The organism is Paraburkholderia terricola, from assembly GCF_900142195.1.
Lineage (GTDB): Bacteria > Pseudomonadota > Gammaproteobacteria > Burkholderiales > Burkholderiaceae > Paraburkholderia > Paraburkholderia terricola.
The window spans coordinates 53,024-75,625 of record NZ_FRAB01000005.1; the positions used below are offsets into that span (position 1 = coordinate 53,024).

General features: G+C 66.0%; 21 protein-coding genes. 5 read left to right on the forward strand and 16 right to left on the reverse strand.

Features of this window, described 5'->3' with window-relative positions; translation table 11 throughout:
* Positions 1 to 9: 9 nt before the first annotated feature.
* The 11 genes from flgK to flgB form a co-directional block, all read right to left on the reverse strand.
* Complete coding sequence (gene flgK, locus BUE39_RS06085; RefSeq protein WP_073427761.1) at positions 10 to 1,983, reverse strand: flagellar hook-associated protein FlgK; 1,974 nt, start codon at positions 1,981 to 1,983, stop codon at positions 10 to 12.
* A 168-nt stretch (positions 1,984 to 2,151) separates the two neighbouring features.
* Positions 2,152 to 2,925 (reverse strand): flagellar brake protein, encoded by a 774-nt coding sequence (locus BUE39_RS06090; RefSeq protein ID WP_176035754.1) that lies wholly within the window; start codon positions 2,923 to 2,925, stop codon positions 2,152 to 2,154.
* 247 nt (positions 2,926 to 3,172) lie between these two features.
* Positions 3,173 to 4,177 carry a flagellar assembly peptidoglycan hydrolase FlgJ gene (flgJ, locus tag BUE39_RS06095; protein ID WP_073427763.1) on the reverse strand — a complete coding sequence of 335 codons (1,005 nt, stop codon included), beginning with the start codon at positions 4,175 to 4,177 and terminating at the stop codon, positions 3,173 to 3,175.
* Between the two features lie 12 nt (positions 4,178 to 4,189).
* Complete coding sequence (locus BUE39_RS06100) at positions 4,190 to 5,392, reverse strand: flagellar basal body P-ring protein FlgI (protein WP_073427918.1); 1,203 nt, start codon at positions 5,390 to 5,392, stop codon at positions 4,190 to 4,192.
* A gap of 2 nt (positions 5,393 to 5,394) precedes the next feature.
* Complete coding sequence (flgH, locus tag BUE39_RS06105; RefSeq protein WP_073427764.1) at positions 5,395 to 6,105, reverse strand: flagellar basal body L-ring protein FlgH; 711 nt, start codon at positions 6,103 to 6,105, stop codon at positions 5,395 to 5,397.
* 42 nt (positions 6,106 to 6,147) lie between these two features.
* Entirely contained in the window at positions 6,148 to 6,936 is a 789-nt protein-coding gene (gene flgG, locus BUE39_RS06110) for a flagellar basal-body rod protein FlgG (RefSeq protein ID WP_073427765.1), read from the reverse strand.
* Positions 6,937 to 6,968: 32 nt separating this feature from the next.
* Entirely contained in the window at positions 6,969 to 7,727 is a 759-nt protein-coding gene (flgF, locus tag BUE39_RS06115; protein ID WP_073427766.1) for a flagellar basal-body rod protein FlgF, read from the reverse strand.
* A 20-nt stretch (positions 7,728 to 7,747) separates the two neighbouring features.
* The gene (locus BUE39_RS06120; RefSeq protein WP_073427767.1) at positions 7,748 to 9,259 is read right to left on the reverse strand and encodes a flagellar hook protein FlgE; all 1,512 of its coding nucleotides are present in this window, start codon (positions 9,257 to 9,259) and stop codon (positions 7,748 to 7,750) included.
* Positions 9,260 to 9,302: 43 nt separating this feature from the next.
* Positions 9,303 to 10,025, reverse strand: coding sequence for a flagellar hook assembly protein FlgD (locus BUE39_RS06125; RefSeq protein WP_073427768.1), 723 nt, complete (start codon positions 10,023 to 10,025; stop codon positions 9,303 to 9,305).
* 10 nt (positions 10,026 to 10,035) lie between these two features.
* On the reverse strand, positions 10,036 to 10,461 hold the full coding sequence (gene flgC, locus BUE39_RS06130) for a flagellar basal body rod protein FlgC (RefSeq protein ID WP_073427769.1): 426 nt from the start codon (positions 10,459 to 10,461) through the stop codon (positions 10,036 to 10,038).
* 113 nt (positions 10,462 to 10,574) lie between these two features.
* Positions 10,575 to 11,069: a flagellar basal body rod protein FlgB gene (gene flgB, locus BUE39_RS06135; protein ID WP_073427770.1), complete on the reverse strand. Its 495-nt coding sequence runs from the start codon at positions 11,067 to 11,069 to the stop codon at positions 10,575 to 10,577.
* A gap of 217 nt (positions 11,070 to 11,286) precedes the next feature.
* Between flgB and flgA the strand changes: the two genes are divergently transcribed.
* The 5 genes from flgA to BUE39_RS06160 all read left to right on the forward strand — a co-directional run bounded on the left by flgA (position 11,287) and on the right by BUE39_RS06160 (position 14,880).
* Complete coding sequence (flgA, locus tag BUE39_RS06140) at positions 11,287 to 12,918, forward strand: flagellar basal body P-ring formation chaperone FlgA (protein ID WP_073427771.1); 1,632 nt, start codon at positions 11,287 to 11,289, stop codon at positions 12,916 to 12,918.
* Between the two features lie 162 nt (positions 12,919 to 13,080).
* Complete coding sequence (gene flgM / locus BUE39_RS06145; protein ID WP_073427772.1) at positions 13,081 to 13,434, forward strand: flagellar biosynthesis anti-sigma factor FlgM; 354 nt, start codon at positions 13,081 to 13,083, stop codon at positions 13,432 to 13,434.
* Positions 13,435 to 13,528: 94 nt separating this feature from the next.
* On the forward strand, positions 13,529 to 13,975 hold the full coding sequence (locus tag BUE39_RS06150) for a flagella synthesis protein FlgN (protein ID WP_073427773.1): 447 nt from the start codon (positions 13,529 to 13,531) through the stop codon (positions 13,973 to 13,975).
* Between the two features lie 315 nt (positions 13,976 to 14,290).
* Positions 14,291 to 14,473: a type II toxin-antitoxin system HicA family toxin gene (locus tag BUE39_RS06155; RefSeq protein WP_073427774.1), complete on the forward strand. Its 183-nt coding sequence runs from the start codon at positions 14,291 to 14,293 to the stop codon at positions 14,471 to 14,473.
* Positions 14,470 to 14,880 carry a type II toxin-antitoxin system HicB family antitoxin gene (locus BUE39_RS06160; protein WP_073427775.1) on the forward strand — a complete coding sequence of 137 codons (411 nt, stop codon included), beginning with the start codon at positions 14,470 to 14,472 and terminating at the stop codon, positions 14,878 to 14,880. Before BUE39_RS06155 ends, BUE39_RS06160 begins: the two co-directional genes overlap by 4 nt.
* Positions 14,881 to 14,892: 12 nt before the next feature.
* Here the strand turns inward: BUE39_RS06160 and BUE39_RS06165 are convergent, their stop codons facing one another.
* The 5 genes from BUE39_RS06165 to flhB all read right to left on the reverse strand — a co-directional run bounded on the left by BUE39_RS06165 (position 14,893) and on the right by flhB (position 22,137).
* Complete coding sequence (locus tag BUE39_RS06165) at positions 14,893 to 15,627, reverse strand: RNA polymerase sigma factor FliA (protein WP_073427919.1); 735 nt, start codon at positions 15,625 to 15,627, stop codon at positions 14,893 to 14,895.
* Between the two features lie 28 nt (positions 15,628 to 15,655).
* Entirely contained in the window at positions 15,656 to 16,525 is an 870-nt protein-coding gene (locus BUE39_RS06170) for a nucleotide-binding protein (protein ID WP_073427776.1), read from the reverse strand.
* Positions 16,518 to 18,479 carry a flagellar biosynthesis protein FlhF gene (gene flhF, locus BUE39_RS06175; protein ID WP_073427777.1) on the reverse strand — a complete coding sequence of 654 codons (1,962 nt, stop codon included), beginning with the start codon at positions 18,477 to 18,479 and terminating at the stop codon, positions 16,518 to 16,520. Before flhF ends, BUE39_RS06170 begins: the two co-directional genes overlap by 8 nt.
* A 338-nt stretch (positions 18,480 to 18,817) precedes the next feature.
* A complete protein-coding gene (gene flhA / locus BUE39_RS06180) occupies positions 18,818 to 20,920 on the reverse strand; it encodes a flagellar biosynthesis protein FlhA (RefSeq protein ID WP_073427778.1) in 2,103 nt (700 codons plus the stop codon).
* Positions 20,917 to 22,137 (reverse strand): flagellar biosynthesis protein FlhB, encoded by a 1,221-nt coding sequence (gene flhB / locus BUE39_RS06185; RefSeq protein ID WP_073427779.1) that lies wholly within the window; start codon positions 22,135 to 22,137, stop codon positions 20,917 to 20,919. The genes flhA and flhB overlap by 4 nt, the downstream gene beginning before the upstream one ends.
* Positions 22,138 to 22,602 lie beyond the last annotated feature (465 nt).

The following is a 22,602-nucleotide window of genomic DNA, read 5'->3' on the forward strand; positions in this document are numbered from 1 at the left end:
TTCAACGCCTCACTGGAAGATGCCGAGCAACGTCTGGAACAGGGTCTGCGCGGTCTGAATGACCTTGCTGTTGGCCTGATAGAGCTGCTGATACTGAAGCAGGTTGGCTGCTTCCTCGTTGATGTTCACGCCCGAGACGGACTGCTGCGCGGTGGTGATCTGCGTCACCAGCGAAGCCTGCGCCGTGCTCGAGGTCTGGAGCTGGTTGGTCTGGTTGCCGATCTGGTTCACGTAGTTCGCATACGCGCCCGTCAGCGTGACCGTGCCGCCCGCCAACGCCTTCGCGGTGGACAGGTTCGACAGCGCGAGCGCGTTGCGCCCGTCGTTGGTCGCGCCGGTGTTCGGGCCGATGGTGAACTTGTCGCCGGCAGCGGGCGCGCCGCTGATCGTCACCGAGACGTTGTTCATCTGGCCGGCGGTCGTGTTGTTGATCGTCAGCGTCGCGCCGGTGGCGGACGAATACGGCACTACGGTCGTCGCGCTGGTGATCGGATAGGTGGTCGCGGGCGAGCCCGCCACCGTCACCGTCGAACCCGCCGGGAAGCCGGACAGGCCCGTGCCGTCGTATGACAGCGTGGTGGTCGAATTCGGCATGGTGTAGCCGGCTGTCACCGTGCCTTGCGTGATCGTGCCGGTGCCCGTGTTGGTCGACGCGGCCGCGCCCAGCACCGGCGCGGCGGCGGCGATCGCGGCGGCGTCGGTGGTCGCGGTGGCGAAGCTGTTCAGCGCGCCGCGCGTCGGCTCGACCGTGAACGAGTCGCCGGGATTCATCGTGCCGGTGGTCGAGAAATTCAGACCGTTGATCGGCTGGCTCAGGTTGGTCGCCGAGCCCACCACCGTGCCGCTCGAATTGTCGGTCAGCGTGTAGGTGGTGCCGTTGAAGGCCAGCGTGTAGTCGCCGGTGGTCGGCTGCGTGGGGTCCGCGAACGACACGTTCAGCGACGCGTTGCCGGTGTTCTGCGTGTTCGCGTAGACGGTCGGGCCGCCCACCGAAAACAGCGCGCCGCCCTTGGCGCCGGCGAGCGTGATGCCGAGCGCGTTCTGCGCGTTGACCTGCGACGCGAAGCTCACCGCGATCGCGCCGAGTTGCGCCTCGCCCGGATCGAGCGTCTGGCTGCGAAACGCGACCAGACCGCCGAGCGTGCCGCCTTCGATCTTGCTGTCAGGCAAATTCTGCGGCACGGCGGCCGGATTCGCGCCCGCCTGGCCGAGGTACTGCACGGACAATTCGCTGCTGTCGCCGGTCGACTGCGCCGTGCCCAGGTTGTAGCTGTTGCCGGACGACACGAGCGGCTGGCCGTTGCTCATGAACACGCTATAGCTGCCGTTGCTGTTGACGACGTTCACGCCGATCAGTTGCGACAGATTCGACACGGCGAGGTCGCGCTGATCGAGTAGCTGGTTCGGCGGCTGTCCTTGCGTGCTGGCCGCCTGGATCTGCCCATTGAGTTGAGCGATCTGCTCCGAGTAGCTGTTGATCTGCGAAACGGTGTTGGACAGTTGCGTGTTGACGCTCTGGCGCAGCGCGTCGTACTGCTCGCCGGCGGCGTTGATCTGGTTCGCAAGCGTCTGCGCGCCGCTCATCGCCGTCTGACGGGTAGCGAGACTCGACGCGTTGTTCGAGACGTTCTGCAAGCCGGTGAAATAGCCGGTGATCGCGCTCGCAATCCCGGACGTCGGGCTGCCGATCAGGTTGTTCAACTGCGAGATCAGCGTGTTGTAGGTCGACAGCGAACTGCTCGAACTCTGCGCGTTGTTCAGCTCGGTGGTCAGATACTGGCTGTACTGGCGCGTCACGGTGACGGTCGAGACGCCCTGCGGCAGATAGCCGGAACCCGTGTACTGGCCGCCGCTTTCCGCGTAGACCGGCGTTTCGATGCTATAGCCCGGCGTCGACGCGTTGCTGATGTTCTGGCCGGTCGTCGTAAGTCCCCATTGGGCTGCGTTCAGTCCGCTGAGGCCGAGATTGATGAGATTGGACATGCGTCATCCTGAAGGGCGACAGCGTACACATGCCGCCGCGTTACTTGAACTTACTGTTTAACGGCCCCGGTAAGGAAAAATTGAGGCCGTTGCGATGCGGGTTCGACGTTTGTTGCAACGTTTGCGAGGCGTGCTTCGCGAGACAGGTGCCGCGACGCTCGCGCCCGTTCACCGCACCAGCGAGCGGCGCTTCATCTCGAGTTGGGTGATGAGCCGTTGCAGCGTGTTTTCGGCGCTGCCCGGCAGCGTCAGGAAACGGAAGCCGAGTTGATAGCGCTGGGTGCCGTTCGGCAGCGCGATGGAGCGGTGCGACACCAGTTGCAGATCGAGCAGAAGCCGGCCGAGCGCGCCGAACGACAGCTCGCAATCCTCGAGGTGCGTGCCCATCGGCAGTTCGGCCACGCGTTCGTCCGCGGTGCGCATGCCGACGCCGCCGAGCGACAGATCGTGTACTTCGAAGCGGAACGTGTCGCCTTCGGGCAAACGACCGCTGCAGGTGTAGGGGTCGAGAATCGGCGCGTCGACGCGGAAATACTCGCGGCGCTGCACGTAGAACAGCACCTCGGGAAAGTCGGCCTCGAATGCGGGCAGGCCCTCGAAACGGGTCTCGCGCGGCGCGGCGGTGACGAATTCCATCCGCACGCCGTCGGGCGCGGCGTGGAACTGGCAGTGCGGCGCGGCGAGCAAGCCCCTGTTCTGCTCCGGCAATGCGCCCCAGTCGAAAGTGAAGGTGCGCCCGCGCACGTCCACATCGAGCAGGCGCGTGACGAGCTGGCCGCCGGCGTATTGAACGGTGAGGAAGTCGCCGCGATTGACGAGGTTGCGCAACTGAACGCCGATTTCGAGCGGGTTGCGACGGCCGAAATCATTCGCACTGTCGTCTAGCGGGGCGTGCGGCTGGCCGGGTGCGTCGGTATGGCCGTTCGACTGGTTAGTATCCATGGGCTTGCCGGTGTGCATGTTCTTGCGGGCGCGTGCCAGGGCTCCTGCCGGGGCTTTCGCGCGGTCTTCGTCGAAGCCGCGGCACGCGCGTTCAACCGGACTTTAAAGCGTATTCCGGTCTCGGGTCTAACTGATTAGCGGCAGCATGCGCCCAAAATTTAGGGGCGTGTCATGAATTATTTGCCGCAAACGTTAAAACCGCGCCAGCCGTCACGCGGCCGGACCGGGTCATCGCATCAGCGGCGCTTCAGGCCATCTTCTGCATGATGGACATCAGCTTTTTCGCGTAATGCGGATCGGTTGCGTAACCCGCGCGCTGCATGCCGTGCGCAAAGCCGCTGACGTCATGCGACGAGTTGATCACCTGTGCGTAACGCGGATTGCTCTTGAGCAGATTCGCGTAGTCGGTCATCGCTTCCTGATACGAATCGTACGCGCGGAATTTCTCGACCACGCGTTGCGGCTTGCCGTTCACGTACTCGGTGGTCAGGGTGGAGACGGTCTTGCCGGCCCAGTCTTTCGACGCCTTGATGCCGAACACGTTGTGGCTGGTCGAACCGTCCGCCTTCTTGATCTCGCTCTTGCCCCAGCCCGATTCGAGCGCGGCCTGGCCGATGATGAAGCGCGCCGGAATGCCCGTGGCGGCGCTCGCGGCTTGCGCCGGTCCGGCGAGTTTATCGACGAAGGCGTCGACCTTCGGCGAGCTGCCGTCGCCCTTGAGCGGCGGCGTGAGCGCGTTGTTGGCCGAGTAGCCCTTGCCCGTCGCGAGCTGGCCGTTGGCCTGCGCGTTGCCGTAAGCCTTGGCGAGCGCGTTGAGCGCCGCGGTCTGCCCTTCGTCGCCGCCGCTGCCGCCGCCGAGCGCGTTCGCCATGCCGGCGAGACCGCCCGCACCATTCGCGGCATTCGCGCCGCTCACCTGCATGCCCTGATTGCGCATCAACTGCTTGAGCATCGCGTCGGCGACGCCGATACCCTTCTGCGAAAGATGCTGCGACAACTGCTGATCCATCATCGACGTGAAGGTGGCGCTGTCGTGCGAATCGAACGGGCCGTCGTTGGGCGTCGCGTCGCGCATGCTTTTGAGCATCATCTGCGTGAACACCGCGTCGAACTGCTGCGCGGCCATCTTCATGCCGGCTTGCGGCGAGGCCTTGGCCTGCGCGCTCAGCTTCGCGAAGCCTTGCACGTCGAGCGCGAAGCGCTGCGTCAGATCGTTCGCCGAAGCGGCGGAGTGGGTCGTATCCGAATTCATCCTATGTCTTCCTTAGATGATTTCCAGGTCGGCGCGCAGAGCGCCCGCCGCTTTCATGGCCTGCAGGATCGACATCAGATCCGCGGGCGTCGCGCCCAACGCGTTGAGCGCCTTCACCACTTCGGCGAGATTCGCGCCGGCGGTCACCAGCTTCAATGCGCCGTTGTCCTGCTTCATCTGAATCTGCGACTGTTTCGCCACCACCGTCTGGCCGTTCGAGAACGCGCCCGGCTGGCTCACCACCGGCTGGGTGTTGATCACCACCGAGAGGTTGCCGTGCGCGACCGCGCAGCTTTGCAGCGTGACCATCTGGTTCATCACGATCGAGCCGGTGCGCGCGTTCAGGATCACCTTCGCGGCGGCTTGCGCGGGCTTCACGTCGAGGTTCTGCAATTGCGCCATGAAGGCGACCTGCTGTTCGGGGTCGCTCGGCGCGCGCAACTGGATCGTGCGGCCGTCGAGCGCGGACGCCGTGCCGCCGCCGAAGGCGTTGTTGACCGCCGCCACCACGCGCTGGGTGGTGTCGTAGTCCATGTCGTTCAGTTCGAGCTGCATGGTGCCCGCTTGCGATACCGACGTCGGCACCGCGCGCTCGACGATCGCGCCGCCGGCGATGCGGCCCGCGGCCAGCGTGTTCACCTGCACCTTGCTGCCGTTCGCGCTCGCGCCCGCGCCGCCGACCGCGAGGTTGCCCTGGCCGAGCGCATACACCTGGCCGTCGGCGCCCTTGAGCGGCGTGAGCAGCAGCGTGCCGCCGCGCAGGCTCTTGGCGTTGCCGAGCGAGGACACCGTCACGTCGATCGCCTCGCCGGGACGCGCGAACGGCGGCAGCACCGCCGTCACCATCACCGCAGCGACGTTCTTCAACTGGATGTTCGACAGCGACGATTGCGAATTGCTCGAGCCCGCCGCCTGGTTGTTGATCGAGATGCCGAGGTTCGCCAGCATGTTGGCGAGCGTCTGCGTGGTGAACGGCGTCTGCGTGGTCTGGTCGCCCGTGCCGTCGAGGCCGACGACGAGGCCGTAGCCGATCAGCGGGTTGTCGCGCACGCCCTGGATCTGCACGAGGTCCTTCAGACGTTCGGCATGCGCGGGCGTCGCCGCCGGCAGCGCCGCGCAGGCGAGCGCGACGAAGGCCAGCGCACGGCCGAGGCGGCCGACGCGGCCGAGGCGCATGGATCGCGCGAGGCGGGAGACGGAAAAGACGGTACGCATGATCACCACGGCGACACGTTGAGGAAGAAGCGTTGCAGCCAGCCCATGTTCTGCGCCTCGTCGAGATAGCCCTTCGCGGAATATTCGATCTTCGCGTCGGCCACCTGGGTCGAGTACACGGCGTTCAGGTTCGAAATCGTGTTCGGATTGACGATGCCGGAAAAGCGCACGAATTCGTTGCCCTGGTTGATGAGCATCTGCTTCTCGCCGCTCACCATCAGATTGCCGTTCGGCAGCACGCCCGTCACCGTCACGGTGATCGTGCCGTTGAACGTGTTCGACGCGTTCGCGCCGCCGGTCGCCTTGAAGGTGTTGCCGCCGGTCGCGCTCAGGTTGACCTTGCCGAACAGGCCGCCGAGAAAACCGGCGGTCGGCACGTCGAAGTTGGTGTCGCCGCTGCGGTTCGCGCCGGTGCCCGAGGACTTGGTCGCGTTGACGTTTTCCTGGATCACGATGGTCAGGATGTCGCCGACATTGCGCGGCCGCTGGTCTTCGAACAGCGGCCGGCCCGCGTAACCGGGGTTGTAGATCGAGCCCGGCGATTGCATCGCGGGCGGCATCGGCGGCAGCGCCGTCATCGGCTGCTGCGTGATGGGCTGCTTCGGCACGAGGCCGCAGCCGCCCAGCGCGGCGAGCAGCGTGAGCTGCGCGAGCGCGAGCGCGGTGCGCGAATGAACCGGGTTACGCGTGAAATGCGGGGTGAAGTGCGACATGCTGATTACCGCCTGTGCTTGCTGCTGTTAATTCCCAGTTCCTCAAACCTGCATCTGGCTGAGCGTCTGCAGCATCTGGTCGGACGTGGTCACGGCCTTGCTGTTGATTTCGTAGGCGCGCTGCGTCTGGATCATGTTCACCAGTTCCTGCACCACGTTCACGTTCGAGGCTTCCACGTAGCCCTGATTCAGCGTGCCCGCGCCGTTCAGGCCCGGTTGCGCGATGTTCGGCGCGCCCGACGAGGCGGTTTCCGCGAACAGGTTTTCGCCCTTCGCATCCAGACCGGCCGGGTTGATGAAGGTCGCGAGCTGCATGGAGCCGAGCTGCTGGCTGTTGGTCGAGCCGGCCACGGTGATCGACACCACGCCGTCGCTGCCGATCGTGACCGAGGTCGCGTTGGTCGGAATCGTGATGGCCGGAATCACCTGGTAGCCGCTCGACGTGACGAGCTGGCCCTGCGCGTTGGTCTGGAACGAGCCGTCGCGGGTGTAGGCGGTCGTGCCGTCGGGCATCTGCACCTGGAAAAAGCCCTGGCCGTTGATGGCCACGTCTTTCGAGTTGCCGGTCTGTTGCAGGTTGCCCTGCGTGTACAGACGCTCGGTGGCGACCTGTTGCACGCCGGTGCCGAGCTGAATGCCGGACGGCAGTTCGGTTTGCTGCGTCGAGTTCGCGCCGGGCTGGCGCACGGTCTGGTACAGCAGATCCTCGAACACCGCGCGCGAGCCCTTGAAGCCGTTGGTGCTGACGTTCGCGAGGTTGTTCGAGATCACGTCCATCTGCGCCTGCTGCGCATTCATGCCGGTGGCGGCGATATAGAGTGAGCGATTCATGATTCTTCTCCGGGGGCTGCCTGAGCAACCCGTTAGCTAAAGCTGAGCAACTGGTTGGCGGACTGGTCGTTCTTGTCGGCGCTTTCCAGCAGCTTGGTCTGCATCTGGAACTGGCGCGCGTTGGTGATCATCGCGACCATCGCGCTGACCGGATTCACGTTGCTGCCCTCGAGCGACGCGGGCGCCAGCGCGACGGCCGGATCGGCGTCGGCGGGGTTGCCGTCGGCGGTGCGAAAGAGGCCGTCGTCGCCGCGCGAGAGCGTCTGCGGATCGGGATTCACCAGCTTCAACTGATCGACCACCACCACGGCGGTGGGCGGATCGCCGGGCGTGAGCGCGGTGACGGAGCCGTCCTTGCCGATGGTGATTTCCGCGCCGGGCGGCACCGAGATCGGGCCGCCGTTGCCGAGCACCACCTGATTGATGGCGTTCACCAGTTGACCGTTTTCGTCGACGTGCAGGTTGCCGGCGCGCGTATAAGCCTCGCCGCCGTCGGCGGTTTGCACCGCCAGCCAGCCCGGACCCTGGATCGCCACGTCGAGCGGATTGCCCGTCTGCTGGATCGGCCCCGGCGTGTAGTCCGCGCCCGGCGTCGACGACAGCACGAAGGTGCGCGTGGTGTCGTCGTTGATCGAACTGCCGTCGCCGAACGACATCGGCACGGCACGGAAAGTCGCAAGCTGCGCGCGAAAGCCGGTGGTCGAGGCGTTCGCCAGGTTGTTCGCGACGATGGCCTGCTGTTCGAGCGCTTGCGTGCTGCCGGACATCGCGGTGTAGATCAGCCGATCCATGATGAGTGGGTCCCGGTCGCTTACAGGTTGATCAGGGTCTGGTCGACGGTCTGCTGGGTCTTGATCGTCTGCGCGTTCGCCTGATAGTTGCGTTGCGCGGTGATCAGATCCACCAGTTCGCTCGTCAGATCGACGTTCGAGTTTTCCACCGCGCCGCCTTGCAGCACGCCGTGGTTGGTCGAGCCCGGCGCGGAAATCTGCGCGACGCCCGACGCGGAGGTCTGCTGGAACTCGTTGTTGCCGAGGTTCACGAGGCCGTTCTGGTTCGAGAAGTTCGCGAGCGCGATCTGGCCGAGCGCGGCGGTTTGCTGGTTCGAGTAGTTGCCGGTCAGCGTGCCGTCGGCGGCGATCGTGAAGCTGGTCAGCGTGCCGGCCGCGTAGCCGTCGGGCTGCAGCGAGTTCACGCCGTTCTTGCCGCCGTACTGCGTCGTGCCGGAGATGTTCAGCGTGAGGCTTTGCGGCGTCGCCGAACCGTCGGTGTTCGGAATCGAGAAGTCGAACACGTAGGGCGTGGTGGTGGCGGTGCCGGACGCGTCGGTCGTGCCGAGCAGCGTGCCCGACGAATTGAAGTTCGCGTGGCCGACCAGGCTGGCGGCGCCGGTCGAGGTGCCCGCGTACACGTTCCACGTGCCCGCCGAGGTCTTGGCGAAATACATGTTGACGGTCTGCGAGCCGCCGAGCGTGTCGTAGACCGTCGTGCTGGTCGAGTAGTTATACGTCGACGAACTGTTCTGGTTGAACGCCACCGGGGTCGGCGCGATCGTGTAGCTGTCGCTCGCCGCCGGCACGCCGTTGAACGTGATGGTCTGGCCGTTGCCCAGCGAGATCGCGCTGCCGGCCGTGTACGTGGCGGCGGCGCTCGTCGTGCCGAGCGTGGTGTCGGTGACCGTGTAGGTGGTCGGGCTCGTGAAGTTGACGGTGTAGGTGTCGTTGTTCGTGCCCGACGCGGTGTTCGTGATGGTCGCGCCAGGCGTGGTGAGCGTGCCGGTGTTGGCGCCGCCGGCCGTCACGGTCGGCGTGCCGAGCATCAGCGGGTCCTGCGCGTTCAGGTTCAGGCCGGCGGCGATGTTGGTGGTCGCTTTCGGTGCGATGTTCGCGGTCGGCACGCTGAGCGGCACGGTCTGCGCGGTGTTGATGATGCCCGCGCTGTTGGCGGCGTAACCCATCAACTGCAAGCCTTGCGCATTGGTGATGAAGCCGTTCTTGTCGAGCTGGAACACGCCGTTGCGCGAGTACACGAGCGAGCCGTTGTTCGACAACTGGAAGAAGCCGTTGCCGTTGATCGCGACGTTGAGCGCCTGGTTGGTGCTCGTGATCGTGCCTTGCGAGAACTGTTGCTGCACTTCCGACAGCTTGGTGCCGATGCCGATCTGGTTGCCGACCGCGGTCGCCACCGAATTGGCGTACATGTCCGCGAACTGGGCGGTGCCGCTCTTGAAGCCAACCGTATTCGCGTTGGCGATGTTGTTGCCGATCACGTCGAGATCGCTCGACGAGGCGGACAAACCACTCAAACCTTGTTGGTAACCCATGACGGTCTCCGTATCTGGAAAGTCGTAACTAACTGAACTTGAATCAGAGGATCGCGGCGACGCTGGTCAGCCCCACCGTCGTGCCGTTCGACAGCACGAGGCCCGGCGTGCCGCTGCTCTGCGTGACGACGCTTTGCACGGTCGCGCCCGAGAGCGTGGTGGCCGTCGCCTGCTGGCCGCTGATCGTGCCGACCGCGCTGATCGTGTAGGTGCCGTCGGGGAGCGTGTTGCCGGCGGAGTCGGTCGGCGTCCAGCCCACCGGAATCGTGCCGGCGGACTGCTTGCCGAGGTCGAGCGTGTTGACGATCTGGCCGGCGGAGTTCTTTACCACCACTTGCAGATCGCTCACCGGGTTGGCGAGCTGCACGCCGAACGCGCTGGCCTTGCCGCTCGCGACGCTCACCGAACTGCCCGGCGCGAGCACGGTGGAGCCGATCAGCAGCGCGGCCTGCGACTGCTGGCCCGCGGAAAGCTGCGTCGCCAGCGAACTGAGCGTCGTGTTCAACTGGCCGATGCCCGAGACCGTATTGATCTGCGCGAGTTGCGAGGTCATCTGCGAGCTGTCCATCGGACTCGTCGGGTCCTGGTTCTTCAACTGCGTGACGAGCAGTTGCAGAAAGGTATTCTGCAAATCGCTCGCCGAGGTGCCCGAGGTGCCCGTCGTCGAGCTCGTCGAACTGCTGGCACTGCCCGTGCCGTTCATCGTATCGAGCAGCGTCTGCGACACGTTCGTGCCGTTGCTGCCGATGGAGGTATTGGTGGTCAAGGGGCTCTCCTCAGGTTCCGATCGTGAGCGTTTTCAGCATCAATGTCTTGGCGGTGTTCAGGGTCTCGACGTTGGCCTGGTACGAGCGCGACGCCGAGATCATGTTGACCATTTCCTGCACCGGGTCGACGTTGGGCAAGGTGACGTAGCCGTCCGCGTTGGCCGCCGGGTTGCCGGGGTCGTAGGCGGTCTTCATCGGCGTCGGATCGTCGACCACGCCGGTGACCTGCACGCCGCCGACCTGCTGGCCCGAGCCCGAGCGCGCGCCGCCGATCGGGCTCACCGCGAACACGACCTGCTTGGCCTTGTACGGCTGGCCGTCCGGGCCCGTCGTGCTGTCCGCGTTGGCGAGGTTGGACGCCGTCACGTTGAGCCGTTGCGACTGCGCGGACATCGCGGAGCCGGCAACGCCGAAAATATTCATCAGGGATGGCATGGTTGCTGACCTCTCCTTAAATCCCGTAGCGATTGTTTTTTGCCCGGTTGCCGCGGCGGCACGAGTCGTCTCGCCGCCGCGTTACATCCGCGCGTCGAAGCTGCCGATGCGGATCACGAACCCGACTGGATCGCGGCCAGCATCGTCTTGATCTGGCTCGACAACACCGTCATGCCCGATTCGAAATGCAGCGTGTTGTCCGCGAACTGCACCCGCTCGGTGTCGATGTCGACCGTGTTGCCGTCGAGCGCGGGCTGCGTCGGAATGCGGTATTGCAGCTTGCTGTAGTCGTCGGGCGTGCCGCCGCTCGGCGCGAGCGTCGTCTTGCCGGACATGTGGCCCGGCGTGGTCGCCGCCATCGACATGCCGCCCGTCACGCCCGCGGGCTGCGCCATCGCGAGCGTCGAATGGTTCGACGCGGCCACGCCGGCGCCGCCGCCGGTTTTCTTCAGCGCGCCGGCGAGCGACGAGGCGAAGTCGACGTCGCGCGCCTTGTAGCCGGGGGTATCGGCGTTGGCGATGTTCGACGACAGCAGCTCCTGCCGGTAAGCGCGCACATCGAGCGCTTCACGGCCAAAGGCGAATTCGGCATCGAGTTTGTCCAGCATAAGCATCTCCGGAGTACGTTCCCGAGGCTTCCCGTGCGTGCCTCGCGTGAGGACTGCATCAGGCGGGAAGACCTTTTTGCATGAGGTGCATCTTATGGGCCGGACGCAAGCGGCAATCGGACGAATAACCGGGAAAGGGGGCTTCTATTCAACGTTTGCGCAAAGGGGGCGCTCACTAGAATGCAAGGCGTACCGATGCATTCGATGGAGAAACGCGATGCCCCAACCCACTTTCGATCCGACGCGCCGCGCGAGCCGTGCGGCGGCGCATCGCGTGGGCCGGGGCGCGGTTCGCCTCGGCGCGCGCCTCGCGACGCGGCTCATCGTGAGTTCGGCGCTATGCGTGCCGGCCGGCGCGCTATTGATGGCGCATGCCGCGCAGGCTGAGGAAGCCGGCGGCCCGATCGTGATTCCCGGCCCCGGAGAAAAGAATCCGGCCGCGCTCGCGGAACTCGCCGAACACATGCAGACGACGCCCGCGAAACGCGCGGGCACCGCCGCGACGCTCGCCGCGGCCACCGCGCAATCGCTCAAGGCAGGCCCGGCCGCGCGCGACGCCGATCAATTCACGCGCGCCGCCAACGCGAGTGGCTCGATCGTCATTCCGGGCGCGGGCGAAGCGCCGGCCGCGCCGCAGATGATCCGCACCGGTTTCAAGCCCGACGCGAATGGCGTCGTGACGATTCCCGCTGGGGGCGGCAATGCGGGCGCGGGAGAAGCGCCCGCTGCGCCGCAAATGGTCCGCACCAGTTTCAGGCCCGACGCGAATGGCGTCGTGACGATTCCCGCTGCGGTCGCCGATCCGGCGGCTGGCCTCGCCAAGCTCAACGTCGCGCCGGGTTCGCGCCAGCTCGTGCCGGTGGTCGTCACCCCGGCGCCGAAGGCAAACAGCGCACGGCAAGCCGCTGGCGTGCAGCCGGTGGCGGCCAATGCGCCGGGCAAGGCGTCGCTCGATGTACCGGCTGGCGCGTCCGCGCCCGCCGGCTTCGACACCTTGGCCTCGCGCGGCGAGCCGCCGCAGTTCGGCGCGAACGGCAAGCCGATCGTGACCAGGACGGCTGCCGTGCCGGCACCGGCGTCGATTCAAGCGCCGATGCCCGCCACGCTCGCGCGCACGCCGGCCAGGCGCCAGGCGACCGCGTCCGCCGCAGCGCAGAATCCGCGCGCCGCCCAGCCCATGCAAGCCGCACAAGCCGCACAGCCCATGCAAGCCGCGCCGCTGCCCGGCCAGCAGGACCCGGAGGCGATCCGCAACGCCGCGCTCGCGTTCTTGCAGCAGCAATCCGCCGGCTTGCCCGGCAAGGTCGAGATCACCGTCGCACCGGCGTTTCCGCGCGGCCTCGCCGCCTGCTCGATGATCGAGCCGTTCATGCCGAGCGGCGCGCGCCTGTGGGGCCGCATGACCGTCGGCGTGCGCTGCGCCGGCGAGAAGCCCTGGACCATCTACCTGCAGGCGCGCATCTCGCTGCGCGCCACCTACTATCTGGCCGCCCGCGCGATGGCGCCGGGCGAAGTGCTCAACGCCGCCGACCTCGTCGCGCGCGACGGCGACCTGACCGGCTTGCCGCAAGCGATCGTGACGGACCCGTCGCAGGCGGTCGGCTCGGTCACGCTCACGCGCGTCGCGGCCGGCATGCCGCTGCGCCGCGACATGCTGAAGAGCGCGTCGGCGGTGTCGATCGGACAGACGGTGCGGGTCGTCGCGGCCGGCGAGGGTTTCGCGATTTCGGCCGAAGGCAGCGCGATGAACAACGCGTCGCCGGGTCAGCAGGTGCGGGTGAAGACAGCCAACGGCCAGGTGATTTCCGGCGTCGTGAAAGACGGCGCGACCGTTGAGATTCAGCTATGAACCGGCGCCGCATCCGCTCGAACGCGGCGGGGTCCACGACAGGCGGCAGGTCCGCGCCGGGGCCGGATCCCCTTGAAAGACAAGGAAAAAGATCGAGCGATTGCGCTAAAGTTTTGATCTGCGATTGCCGTTATCAGGATCAAATCGTTCAGGAAGCCAATCGTGAAAGTCGATTCCACAACCAAGTCCAGTCTGCCGACGTTGAAAGACGCCCTCTCCCGTTCGCAAGCAAGCGACGCGACGGCCGCGAACAGCAGCGCGCAGAGTGCGGGCTCCGCCCCGCAGACCTCCACCAGCGGTTCCGGCGACGCCAGCGTCAGCCTGTCGGGTCTGTCGCAGCATCTGCGCAGCCTCGCGGCGACCGGTTCGGCCGACATCGACACGGCGCACGTCGAGTCGATCAAGCAGGCCATCAAGGACGGCTCGCTGCAGATCGATTCCGGCAAGATCGCCGACGGCGTGCTGAACACCGCGCGCGAACTGCTGCAAAACAAAACCTCGTCGACCGGCAACTAATCGACGCATCGAAGTACGGTGACGTGCCGGGCGGCATTCGACCAACCCGGCTCGCGGCATCCGCGCGAGCCCTCGTGTTCAGCGAGTTGTTGACATGAAAGACGCCCTGCTTGCCACCCTCACCGAAGAATATTCGGCCGTCGAGGCGTTCGCCTCGATTCTGACGCTCGAAACCAGGGCGCTGACGGCCTTGTCGCCGCTGGAATTGCTGCCGCCCATCGTGGAGAAGAAAACCGAGCTGATCGGCGTGCTCGCCAAGCTCGAAACCACGCGCGACGCGCTGCTCGCCGAGATGGGCTTTCCCGCCGGCTGGTCCGGCATGGAACTCGCGGCCAGCACCGACGCGCGGATCGCCGGCCAATGGTCGCTGCTGCAAAAGGCCGCCGATCGCGCGCGGCGCTTGAACGCGAGCAACGGCGAACTGATCCGCGTGCGCATGGACTACAACCAGCGCGCGCTCACGGCGCTCCAGGTGGCCATGCCGCAGAAGGCCGGTTTTTACGGACCGGACGGCCGGATTCCCGCACGCGCCGCCGTGTGACGCGATTCGCGGGACCCGCGCGCGGTTGCATTGCGCTTCGATACAACCGCATTGAATGAACACCAAAGGGCTCGTCTTTCGGCGAGCCCTTTTGCTTTTCCGCCGTGCCCGCCATGGGCGTCGCGCGTTTTCGCGCTGACGTTAGCCATCCGGCCAGGTGGCGCGAACGCATCTGCCGCCATCAAAATCACCACGTCCCCTACTGAGGTTCTCCGCCGTCACCCGGAGCGTTTTTACGCCACTTGAGACGAGCCACGCGGAGCGTTAACCACTAGCGAGGTTGTGTAATGGTGTGTATGATTCAGGGAGTGCGATATGAACAGTGCCGAGGTCGTCAAACTGCTTCACATGGATGGGTGGCGGCTGGTCCGCATATCGGGCAGTCACCATCATTTCCGGCACGCGGTAAAAGCCGGTCTCGTGACCATCCCGCATCCAAGGCGGGATCTTCCGCCCGGCACATTGAACAGCATCTTGAAACAGGCGGGTCTGAAATGAAAAACCTGATTTTCCCGATCGCGATCGAACCGGGCGACGCGCACCACGCGTTCGGCGTGGTGGTTCCCGACATTCCGGGTTGTCATTCAGCGGGCGATACGCTGGAAGAGGCCTACGCGAACGCGAAGGAAGCGATCGAGGCGCATCTGGACACGCTGCTCGACGAAGGCTTGCCGATCCCCGAACGGCTCGCGCTCGAAACGCATCGGCGTAATCCCGACTACGCGGGTTTCACGTGGGGTTTCGTGACCACCCGGAACATTCCCGCGTTGAAGAAGGCGGTGCGCATCAATATCTCGCTGCCCGAGGCGCTGGTCCACGACATCGACATCTATGCGCGGGCGCGCGGCATGTCGCGCTCCGCATTTCTCGCGCTGGCCGCCGAACATGAGATGGCTAACGCGTGAGAAAGCCGGCGCTCAAGACGCCTCGGCGTTCGCCCAGGCCATTTCCCGCAGGCGCGTGCGCAAGCGCGCCACAGCCTGGCTGTGCAACTGGCACACCCGCGATTCGCTAACTTCCATCACCGCGCCGATTTCGCGCAGGTTCATGCCGCGTTCGTAGTAGAGCGACATCAGCAGCTTCTCGCGTTCCGGCAGGCGGTCGATCGCTTCGACCAGCGCCGAGCGCAGGCTGTCATCCAGCAGCGCCGAGAGCGGATCCGAATGATCGACGCAATAGCGGTCGAGAAACGGCTCGTCGTCGGCGGAACGGTCGAAGTCTTCGTAATAGATCAACTGGCTGCCGTGCAAGTCCTGAAGCATCGACTGATATTCGTCGAGCGGCATTTGCAGGTGTTCGGCAATCTCGGTTTCGCTCGCCGAGCGGCCCAGATTCTGTTCGACCTTGTGCACCGCGGTTTCCACTTCGCGCGAAGTGCGCCGCAAGCTGCGCGGCAACCAGTCGTTGCTGCGCAATTCGTCGAGCATCGCGCCGCGAATCCGCTGGCTCGCGTAGGTCTCGAACTGCGCGCCCTGGTCTTCCTTGTAGCGGCTCGCCGCGTCCAGCAGACCAATCATGCCGGCTTGAATCAGATCGTCGAGATCGACGCTCGCCGGCATTTTGGCAACGAGCTGCAAGCCCAGGCGCCGCACCAGCGGTGCGTACTTCGTCAGTACCTCGGCTTGGGAAATCTTTCCCTGAGCGTTATACATCGTGCTCCCCTTGTCCATGTGCCGCCTCTCAGGCGTGCTGCGCAGACGGTTGGTCGGCGTGTTGCGCCGCTGTAACTGCCGCAGGCGCCCTCCAGGGCGTCTGCGACGACATCGCTGGCCGCATCGGCCAGTACTGCAATTCGGCGGCGAGGTGCCGGAAGTCGCGCGCAGCCGGTGTCGATGGGAATGCATCGACGACACAACGCGACAACGCCAGGGCTCGGGCCATCCGCGCATCGGCGGCAATGCAACCGGCGTCTTCCAGCGCCACCGTCAGGTAGCGTCCGGCCACGCCGGCCAGGTTTGCAAAAGCGGTGCGGGCGTCGTCCACGCTTTGCACGTGGTTCACCAGCACGCGAAACTGCGCGGTGGCGTGCGCGTAGTGCAGGCGCTTCATGCACGCGTAGGAATCGGTGATCGCCTGTGCGGCGACTCGCGTGACGATCATCACGTCGTGCGCCTGCATCGCGAGCGGGGACAACTGGCCATGCTCGTCGAGCTGCGCGTCGATCAACACAATGTCGGCGGAACCGTGCAACACCACGTCGAACCGCGCGCTCGCGTGGGCTTCGCGATTCAGACGCGAGGCGGCCAGCAGCGAGAAGCCGAGCGCGTGCCGCGCGGCGGCGTCGTCGAGCGTCATCTCGCCGCGCATCACGGCGGCCAGGTTGCCCGCGCCGCGCACGCCGCCGAGCATCGCGCTCACCGACCTCGCGCCAAGGCATTCGTCGATCACGAGCACGTCCTTGCCCTGCTGCGCGAGCGCCGCGGCGAGGTTCACCACCGTCGTCGTGCAGCCGACGCCGGCCGAGCCGCCCGCCACCGCGATCACGCGCGAGCCGCTGCGCGCCAGCAGGCGCCGCAGTCCTTCCGCCTGGTCCTGGATGAGCTTATCCAAAGCGGACCTCGTGCAGTTCGGCCGTCGAGCGTGCGGACAGCGCGGACAGCAGCGCCGGAATGTCGTCGTCGTGCGGCACGAACGGAGAGTGGTCGCGCGGAATGCAGAACGCGCTCTTGATCAGGAATTTCTTCGTGGCGACGTACAGGTTCTCCGGCACCTTCTGACCGGTCGACACGTAGTGCACCGGCAGCTTGTAGCGGATCACCGTGTCGAGCACGCCGCCGAGATTCGTGGCTTCGTCGAGCTTGGTCAGAATGCAGCCGGCGAGCGGCTGTTGATCCGGCGCGCGCTGATACGCCTGCACGACTTCGTTGAGCGTGTCGCCGTGGCTCGTCGCGTTGAGCAGCAGCAGGCGCTGCACCGGCTGACCGGCGCGGCACAGCATCGCGATCTGGTCGGACACGAGCCGGTCGCGCTGGCTCATGCCGATCGTGTCGATCAGTACGATGTGCTTGTTGCGCAGTTCGGAGAGCGCGAGTTGCAGGTCGGCGCCGTCTTTCACCGCGTGAACCGACACGCCGAGAATCTTGCCGAAGATGCGCAGTTGTTCGTGGCCGCCGATCCGGTAGCTGTCGGTGGTGAGGAGCGCGACCTTGCTGGCGCCGAAGCGCATCACGCAGCGCGCGGCGAGCTTGGCGGTGGTCGTCGTCTTGCCGACGCCGGTCGGACCCATCAGCGCGAACACGCCGCCGCGCTCCATCAGCGTGTCTTCGTCTTCCATCACCGGCAGATTCGAGGCGAGCACCGAGCGCACCCATTCCATGCCGCCGTCCATGTCCTCGACGTCTTGCGGCAGGTTGTCCACCATCATCTGCACGAGCTGCGCCGAGAAACCGGCGGCGAACAGATGCTTGGTGAGCGCGGCGCGCGCCGGGTTGCGGCGCTGGCGGTCGCCCCACAAGAGACCCGCGAAGTGTTCTTCCATCATGTCGCGCATCGACGAGAGTTCGCTCATCACGGTCTCGTTGACGACCTGCTCCATGCGCAGCTTGATCGCTTCGGCGACGGCGGCCGGGGCGCGGGCGTCGTCGCCCGAGGCCTGCGACGGCGCGATTTTCTGTGCGGCGCGGCGCGCGGCGACTTGCGCGGCTTCGCGAGCCCATTCGGGCGCGTCGGCGGCTTGCGGCGCGGCCGGCCGGGCAGCGGCCTTGACCGGTTCGACGGCGGCGCCCAAGCCTTTCGCCATCGCGGCGGCCGGCGTCATCGTCGCGGGGCGCGCGCTGTATGCGCCTTGTTCCTGCTGCTCGGCGGCGATGCGGCGAGCGTGGTCGATCAGCCAGGGATTCGATTCGGCCATCGTGCGCGGCGCTTGCGCTTCAGACGCCGACGCGGCGGCGGCCTTCAACATGTCGGCGCGGATGTCTTCGGTGAGACGCGTCGCCGCGGCGCGGGCGCTCGGCTGTTCGATGCTGATGGGTTGCGACTGCGGCGCGGCGGGCGACGCTTTGGGCGCGCCCGGCAGCGCCGCTTTCGGCAACGGAGCCGCAGCCGGTTTGGCGGCGGCAAGCGGCGCTTCGTCGGCCGGCGCGTTCGCGTTCAGCAAGCCGCTATCGGCCGCATTGCCGCCCAGGTTCTCGGCCCCGGCTTCCGGGCTTGCGCCGAACACCGACGAGAACACATCGGGCATGCCGCTCGCGTACGGATTCGGCTGCATCGGCTGTGCGGTCGGCATGGCGCGCGGTGCGACGGGGGCGCTTGCCGATGCCTGCTGTCCCGCCGCTGCATTCATCGACACAGCTTGCGGCGCGCCCGCGCCCGCGCCCGCGCTTGCGCTTACGCGCGGCGCTTTCGGCGTGATGGCGGCGAGGTCGCTGTCGGCCAGTGCGACGATCTCGACGCTGCCGTCGTCCATCCTGCGATTGGACAGGACGACCGCGTCCGCGCCCAAGGCTTCGCGCACCAGACGCAAAGCATCACGACTGTTGGCACCGACAAATTTACGAATGTTCAAGCTGGACCCCCGATGAGGTAAACGGACGAACGGACCGGCGATATACCGCTTCCCATTGAGATCATTATTGCGAAACCCGTCACCTCACGATCGATGGATAAAGACCGTTAAAGGCGGGCAATTCGGACGATGGACACGCGCCGCGCTTCACGCCCGCGGCGGTGTCGAACGGTTCGTTCAGCGCCGAAGTGAGCGGAGCTTTCGCGCATGGAGCTTGCACCGAGCAGGCCGCTCGCCGCATGAAAAGTCAGGCGCGGAAATGAAAACCGGCGCTCGATGAGCGCCGGCTGATTGCAACGGGGGTAATCGGGCCGCGGTCGACTATCGCTGCAACGGGCTCAACCCTGCGCGCCGATCAGATTCACCACCTTGATGTTGCGCGTATCGGGCACTTCCGCATACGACAACACCTTCAACTGCGGCAGGCTGCGGCGCAGGAAGCGCGCGAGCATCGGCCGCAACGCATGCTGCACCAGCAGCACGGGCGCGAGCCCGAGATTCTGCTGACGCGTCATCGCCTTCTGCGTTTCATTCATCAACGTATGCGCGAGGCCCGGCTCGAGACCCGGATTGGAACCGGTGGAGAGCGCCTGCGACAGCACGCGCTCCAGGTTCGAGTCGAGGCCCATCACCTGCATGTCGCCGGTGCCGGGAAACCACTGCTGCGTGATCGCGCGGCCGAGCGCGAGGCGCACGGCGGCGGTGAGATCGTGCGCGTCGGTGATCTTCGGCGTGTGCTCGGAGAGCGCCTCCAGAATCGTGCGCATGTCGCGGATCGGCACGCCTTCTTCCAGCAGGTTTTGCAGCACCTTTTGCAGCGTGGTGAGCGGCAGCGTCTTCGGCACCAGATCGTCGACCAGCGACGGCGTGTCCTTCTGCATGCGTTCGAGCAGCGCCTGCACTTCGCGGCGGCCGAGCAGTTCGGACGCGTGCGTCACGACGAGATGATTCAGGTGCGTCGCCACGACCGTGCTCGAATCGACCACCGTGTAGCCGTACACCTGCGCCTGCTCGCGCAGATTCGTATCGATCCAGATGGCCGGCAAGCCGAACGCCGGGTCCTGCGTGGGCGTGCCCGGCAGCGCGGCCGACACCTGGCCGGGATTGATCGCGAGCCACTGGCCCGGATACGCTTCGCCGACGCCCACTTCCACGCCCTTCAACGCAATCCGATAACCGTTCGGCCGCAATTCGAGGTTGTCGCGGATATGAATGACCGGCGGCAGGAAGCCGATTTCCTGCGCGAACTTCTTGCGGATGCTCTTGATCCGCTTGAGCAGTTCGCCGTCCGAGTTCTTGTCGACGAGCGGAATCAGCCGGTAGCCCACTTCGAGGCCGAGCGTGTCGATCATCGTCACGTCGTCCCAGCTTGCTTCGGTGTTTTCGACCGGCGCCATCGCGGCCGGCGCGACATCGACGAGCGCGGTGGTGTTCTTGCGTTCCTCGGCGCGCTTCTTCATCGTGCGGCCAAGCTGGATCAGGCCGCCGCCGAGAATCAGAAACGCGAAGTGCGGCATGCCCGGAATCAGGCCCATCAGCACGAGAATGCAGCCGGTGATCGCCAGCACGCGCGGATTCGTGAAAAGCTGGCCGGTCAACTGCGTGCCGATGTCTTCGTTGGTGGCCACGCGCGAGACGATCACGCCGGCCGCGGTCGAAATGACCAGCGACGGAATCTGTGCGACGAGGCCGTCGCCGATCGTGAGCAGCGTGTAGTTCTTGCCGGCGGACGCGAAGTCCATCCCATGCTGCACCATCCCGACGATCAGCCCGCCGAAGATGTTGATCACCATGATCAGCAAACCGGCGATCGCATCGCCGCGCACGAACTTGCTCGCGCCGTCCATCGAGCCGTAGAACTCGGCTTCCTGCGAGACTTCGGAGCGGCGCTTGCGGGCCTGTTCCTCGTTGATGAGGCCGGCGTTCAGATCGGCGTCGATCGCCATCTGCTTGCCGGGCATCGCGTCGAGCGTGAAGCGCGCGGACACTTCCGCGATCCGCCCCGCGCCCTTGGTGATCACCATGAAGTTGATCACCATCAAAATGATGAAGACGACGATACCGACCGCGAAGTTGCCGCCCACGAGGAAGTGGCCGAACGACTCGATCACCTGGCCCGCCGCGTCCGGGCCGGTGTGGCCCTCGAGCAGCACGACCCGCGTGGAGGCCACGTTCAGCGACAGGCGCAGGAGCGTGGAGAACAGCAGCACGCTCGGGAACGCGGCGAAGTCGAGCGGCTTCATCGTGTACATGCTGACGAGCAGCACCATCACGGAAAGCGCGATGTTGAAAGTGAACAGCAGATCGAGCAGAAACGGCGGCAACGGCAGGATCATCATGCCGAGGATCATGCAGATCAGCACCGGCCCGGCGAGGGCGCGCAAATTGGTGCCGCTCAAGGCATCGGGCCTTCGGGCGAGGAAACCGGCGCGAGCGTTCATGCGGAGGCTCCTGAAGCGTCGTCGTTATCTGGGTTGAGGGGATTGAGCGCGTCGGCGGCTTCCTGCGCGGCTTCTTCGGCCGGCACACCGCCCTTGTCGAGTTCGGCGGGCACGTCGAATTCGGTCGGCGCGACCGGCGCGACGCCGCCTTCGGTCTTGAAGCGCCGCAACTGATACACCCACGCGAGCACTTCGGCGACCGCGCCATACAGCGGGCCCGGAATCTCGCGGTTCAAATCGACGTTGTGATACAGCGCCCGCGCGAGCGGCGGCGCTTCCAGCAACGGCACGTTGTTCTCGGCGGCGATCTCGCGAATCCGCGCGGCCACCAGGTTCACGCCCTTGGCGACGACCTTCGGCGCGCGCATCTCGCCGTCGGTGTACTGCAGCGCGACCGCGAAGTGCGTCGGGTTCGTCACGACCACGTCGGCCTTGGGCACGTGGGTCATCATGCGGCGGCGGGCGATTGCGCGCTGCTGCTGGCGGATGCGGCCCTTCACGTGCGGGTCGCCTTCGCTTTCGCGATGTTCGCGCTTCACTTCTTCCTTCGTCATGCGCAGTTTCTTGTGGAACTGCCACAGTTGATACGGCACATCCAGCGCGGCCACGACGAACATGCCCGCCACCGTCATGCCGCAGCAGACGGCGATCAGATGCATGGCGTTGGACAGCGCGAGGTGCAACGGCTGGGTCGCCAGCGCGAGAATCTCCTCGCGGCGGTTCCAGATCGCGGTGCCGCCGATGATGCCCACCACCAGCGTCTTCGCGAGCGACATGCCGAGCTGGATCGGTCCGTTGATCGAAAATATCTTGCCGAGGCCGGCAATCGGATTGAGGCGGTCGAACTTGGGTTCGAGGCCTTTCGCTGACAGCTGCCAGCCGCCCAGCGCCATCGGCGCGAGCAAGGCGGCGGCGCCGGTGAAGCCGAGGATCGGCAGCAGCGCGTACAGCCCCTCGCGGCTCGCCGCGCCCGCGCCGATCAGCATGCGGCGGGTCTCGAACACCGCGCCGTGATCGAACGTGAAGGCCGCACGCAGCATGCCCTGCAGATGCTCGCCGATGCTGCCCGACATGCCCCACACGCCGAAGAACCCCGCCGCCAGCAGCGCGAACGTCGACAGTTCCCGCGAGCGCACGATCTGCCCTTCCTCGCGCGCCTTTTCGAGGCGCCGGGGCGTGGCTGATTCGGTTTTTTCGAGGTCGCTATCCTCTGCCACAAAAGCTCTCCAGTCGGGCGAGGCACGGCGCCTCTTTCCAGTGAGAGCGATTATTCACGCTGGGCGCAAGGGCCGATCGGCGGATAAGGGCGGAGAAAGGGGGGTATTTCGGCGGATGACGCCGTGGGGAAACGGCGGAGAAGCCGTGCGGACGCGGGGGTGAAGCGGCGAAGCGGCGGCGGTGAGCGACAAGCCAGCGGCGGTGAAGCGACAAGCCAGCGGCGGTGAGCGACAAGCCAACGGCGGTGAAGCGACGAAGCAGCGGCGGTGAAGCGACAAGCCAGCGGCGGTGAGCGACAAGGCAGCGGCGGTGAAGCGGCCAACTAGCGACGTTGCAGTGGCAAGGCAGCCTTGGTGAATCATGGCTAAGGCGGCACGCCAGCGATGGCGAAACAGCCGCGAAGCAAGCCCGGCGCCCGCGCGCTTTCGCGCGGGCGCCGGACCGTTTCTCACATTTCAGCGCAG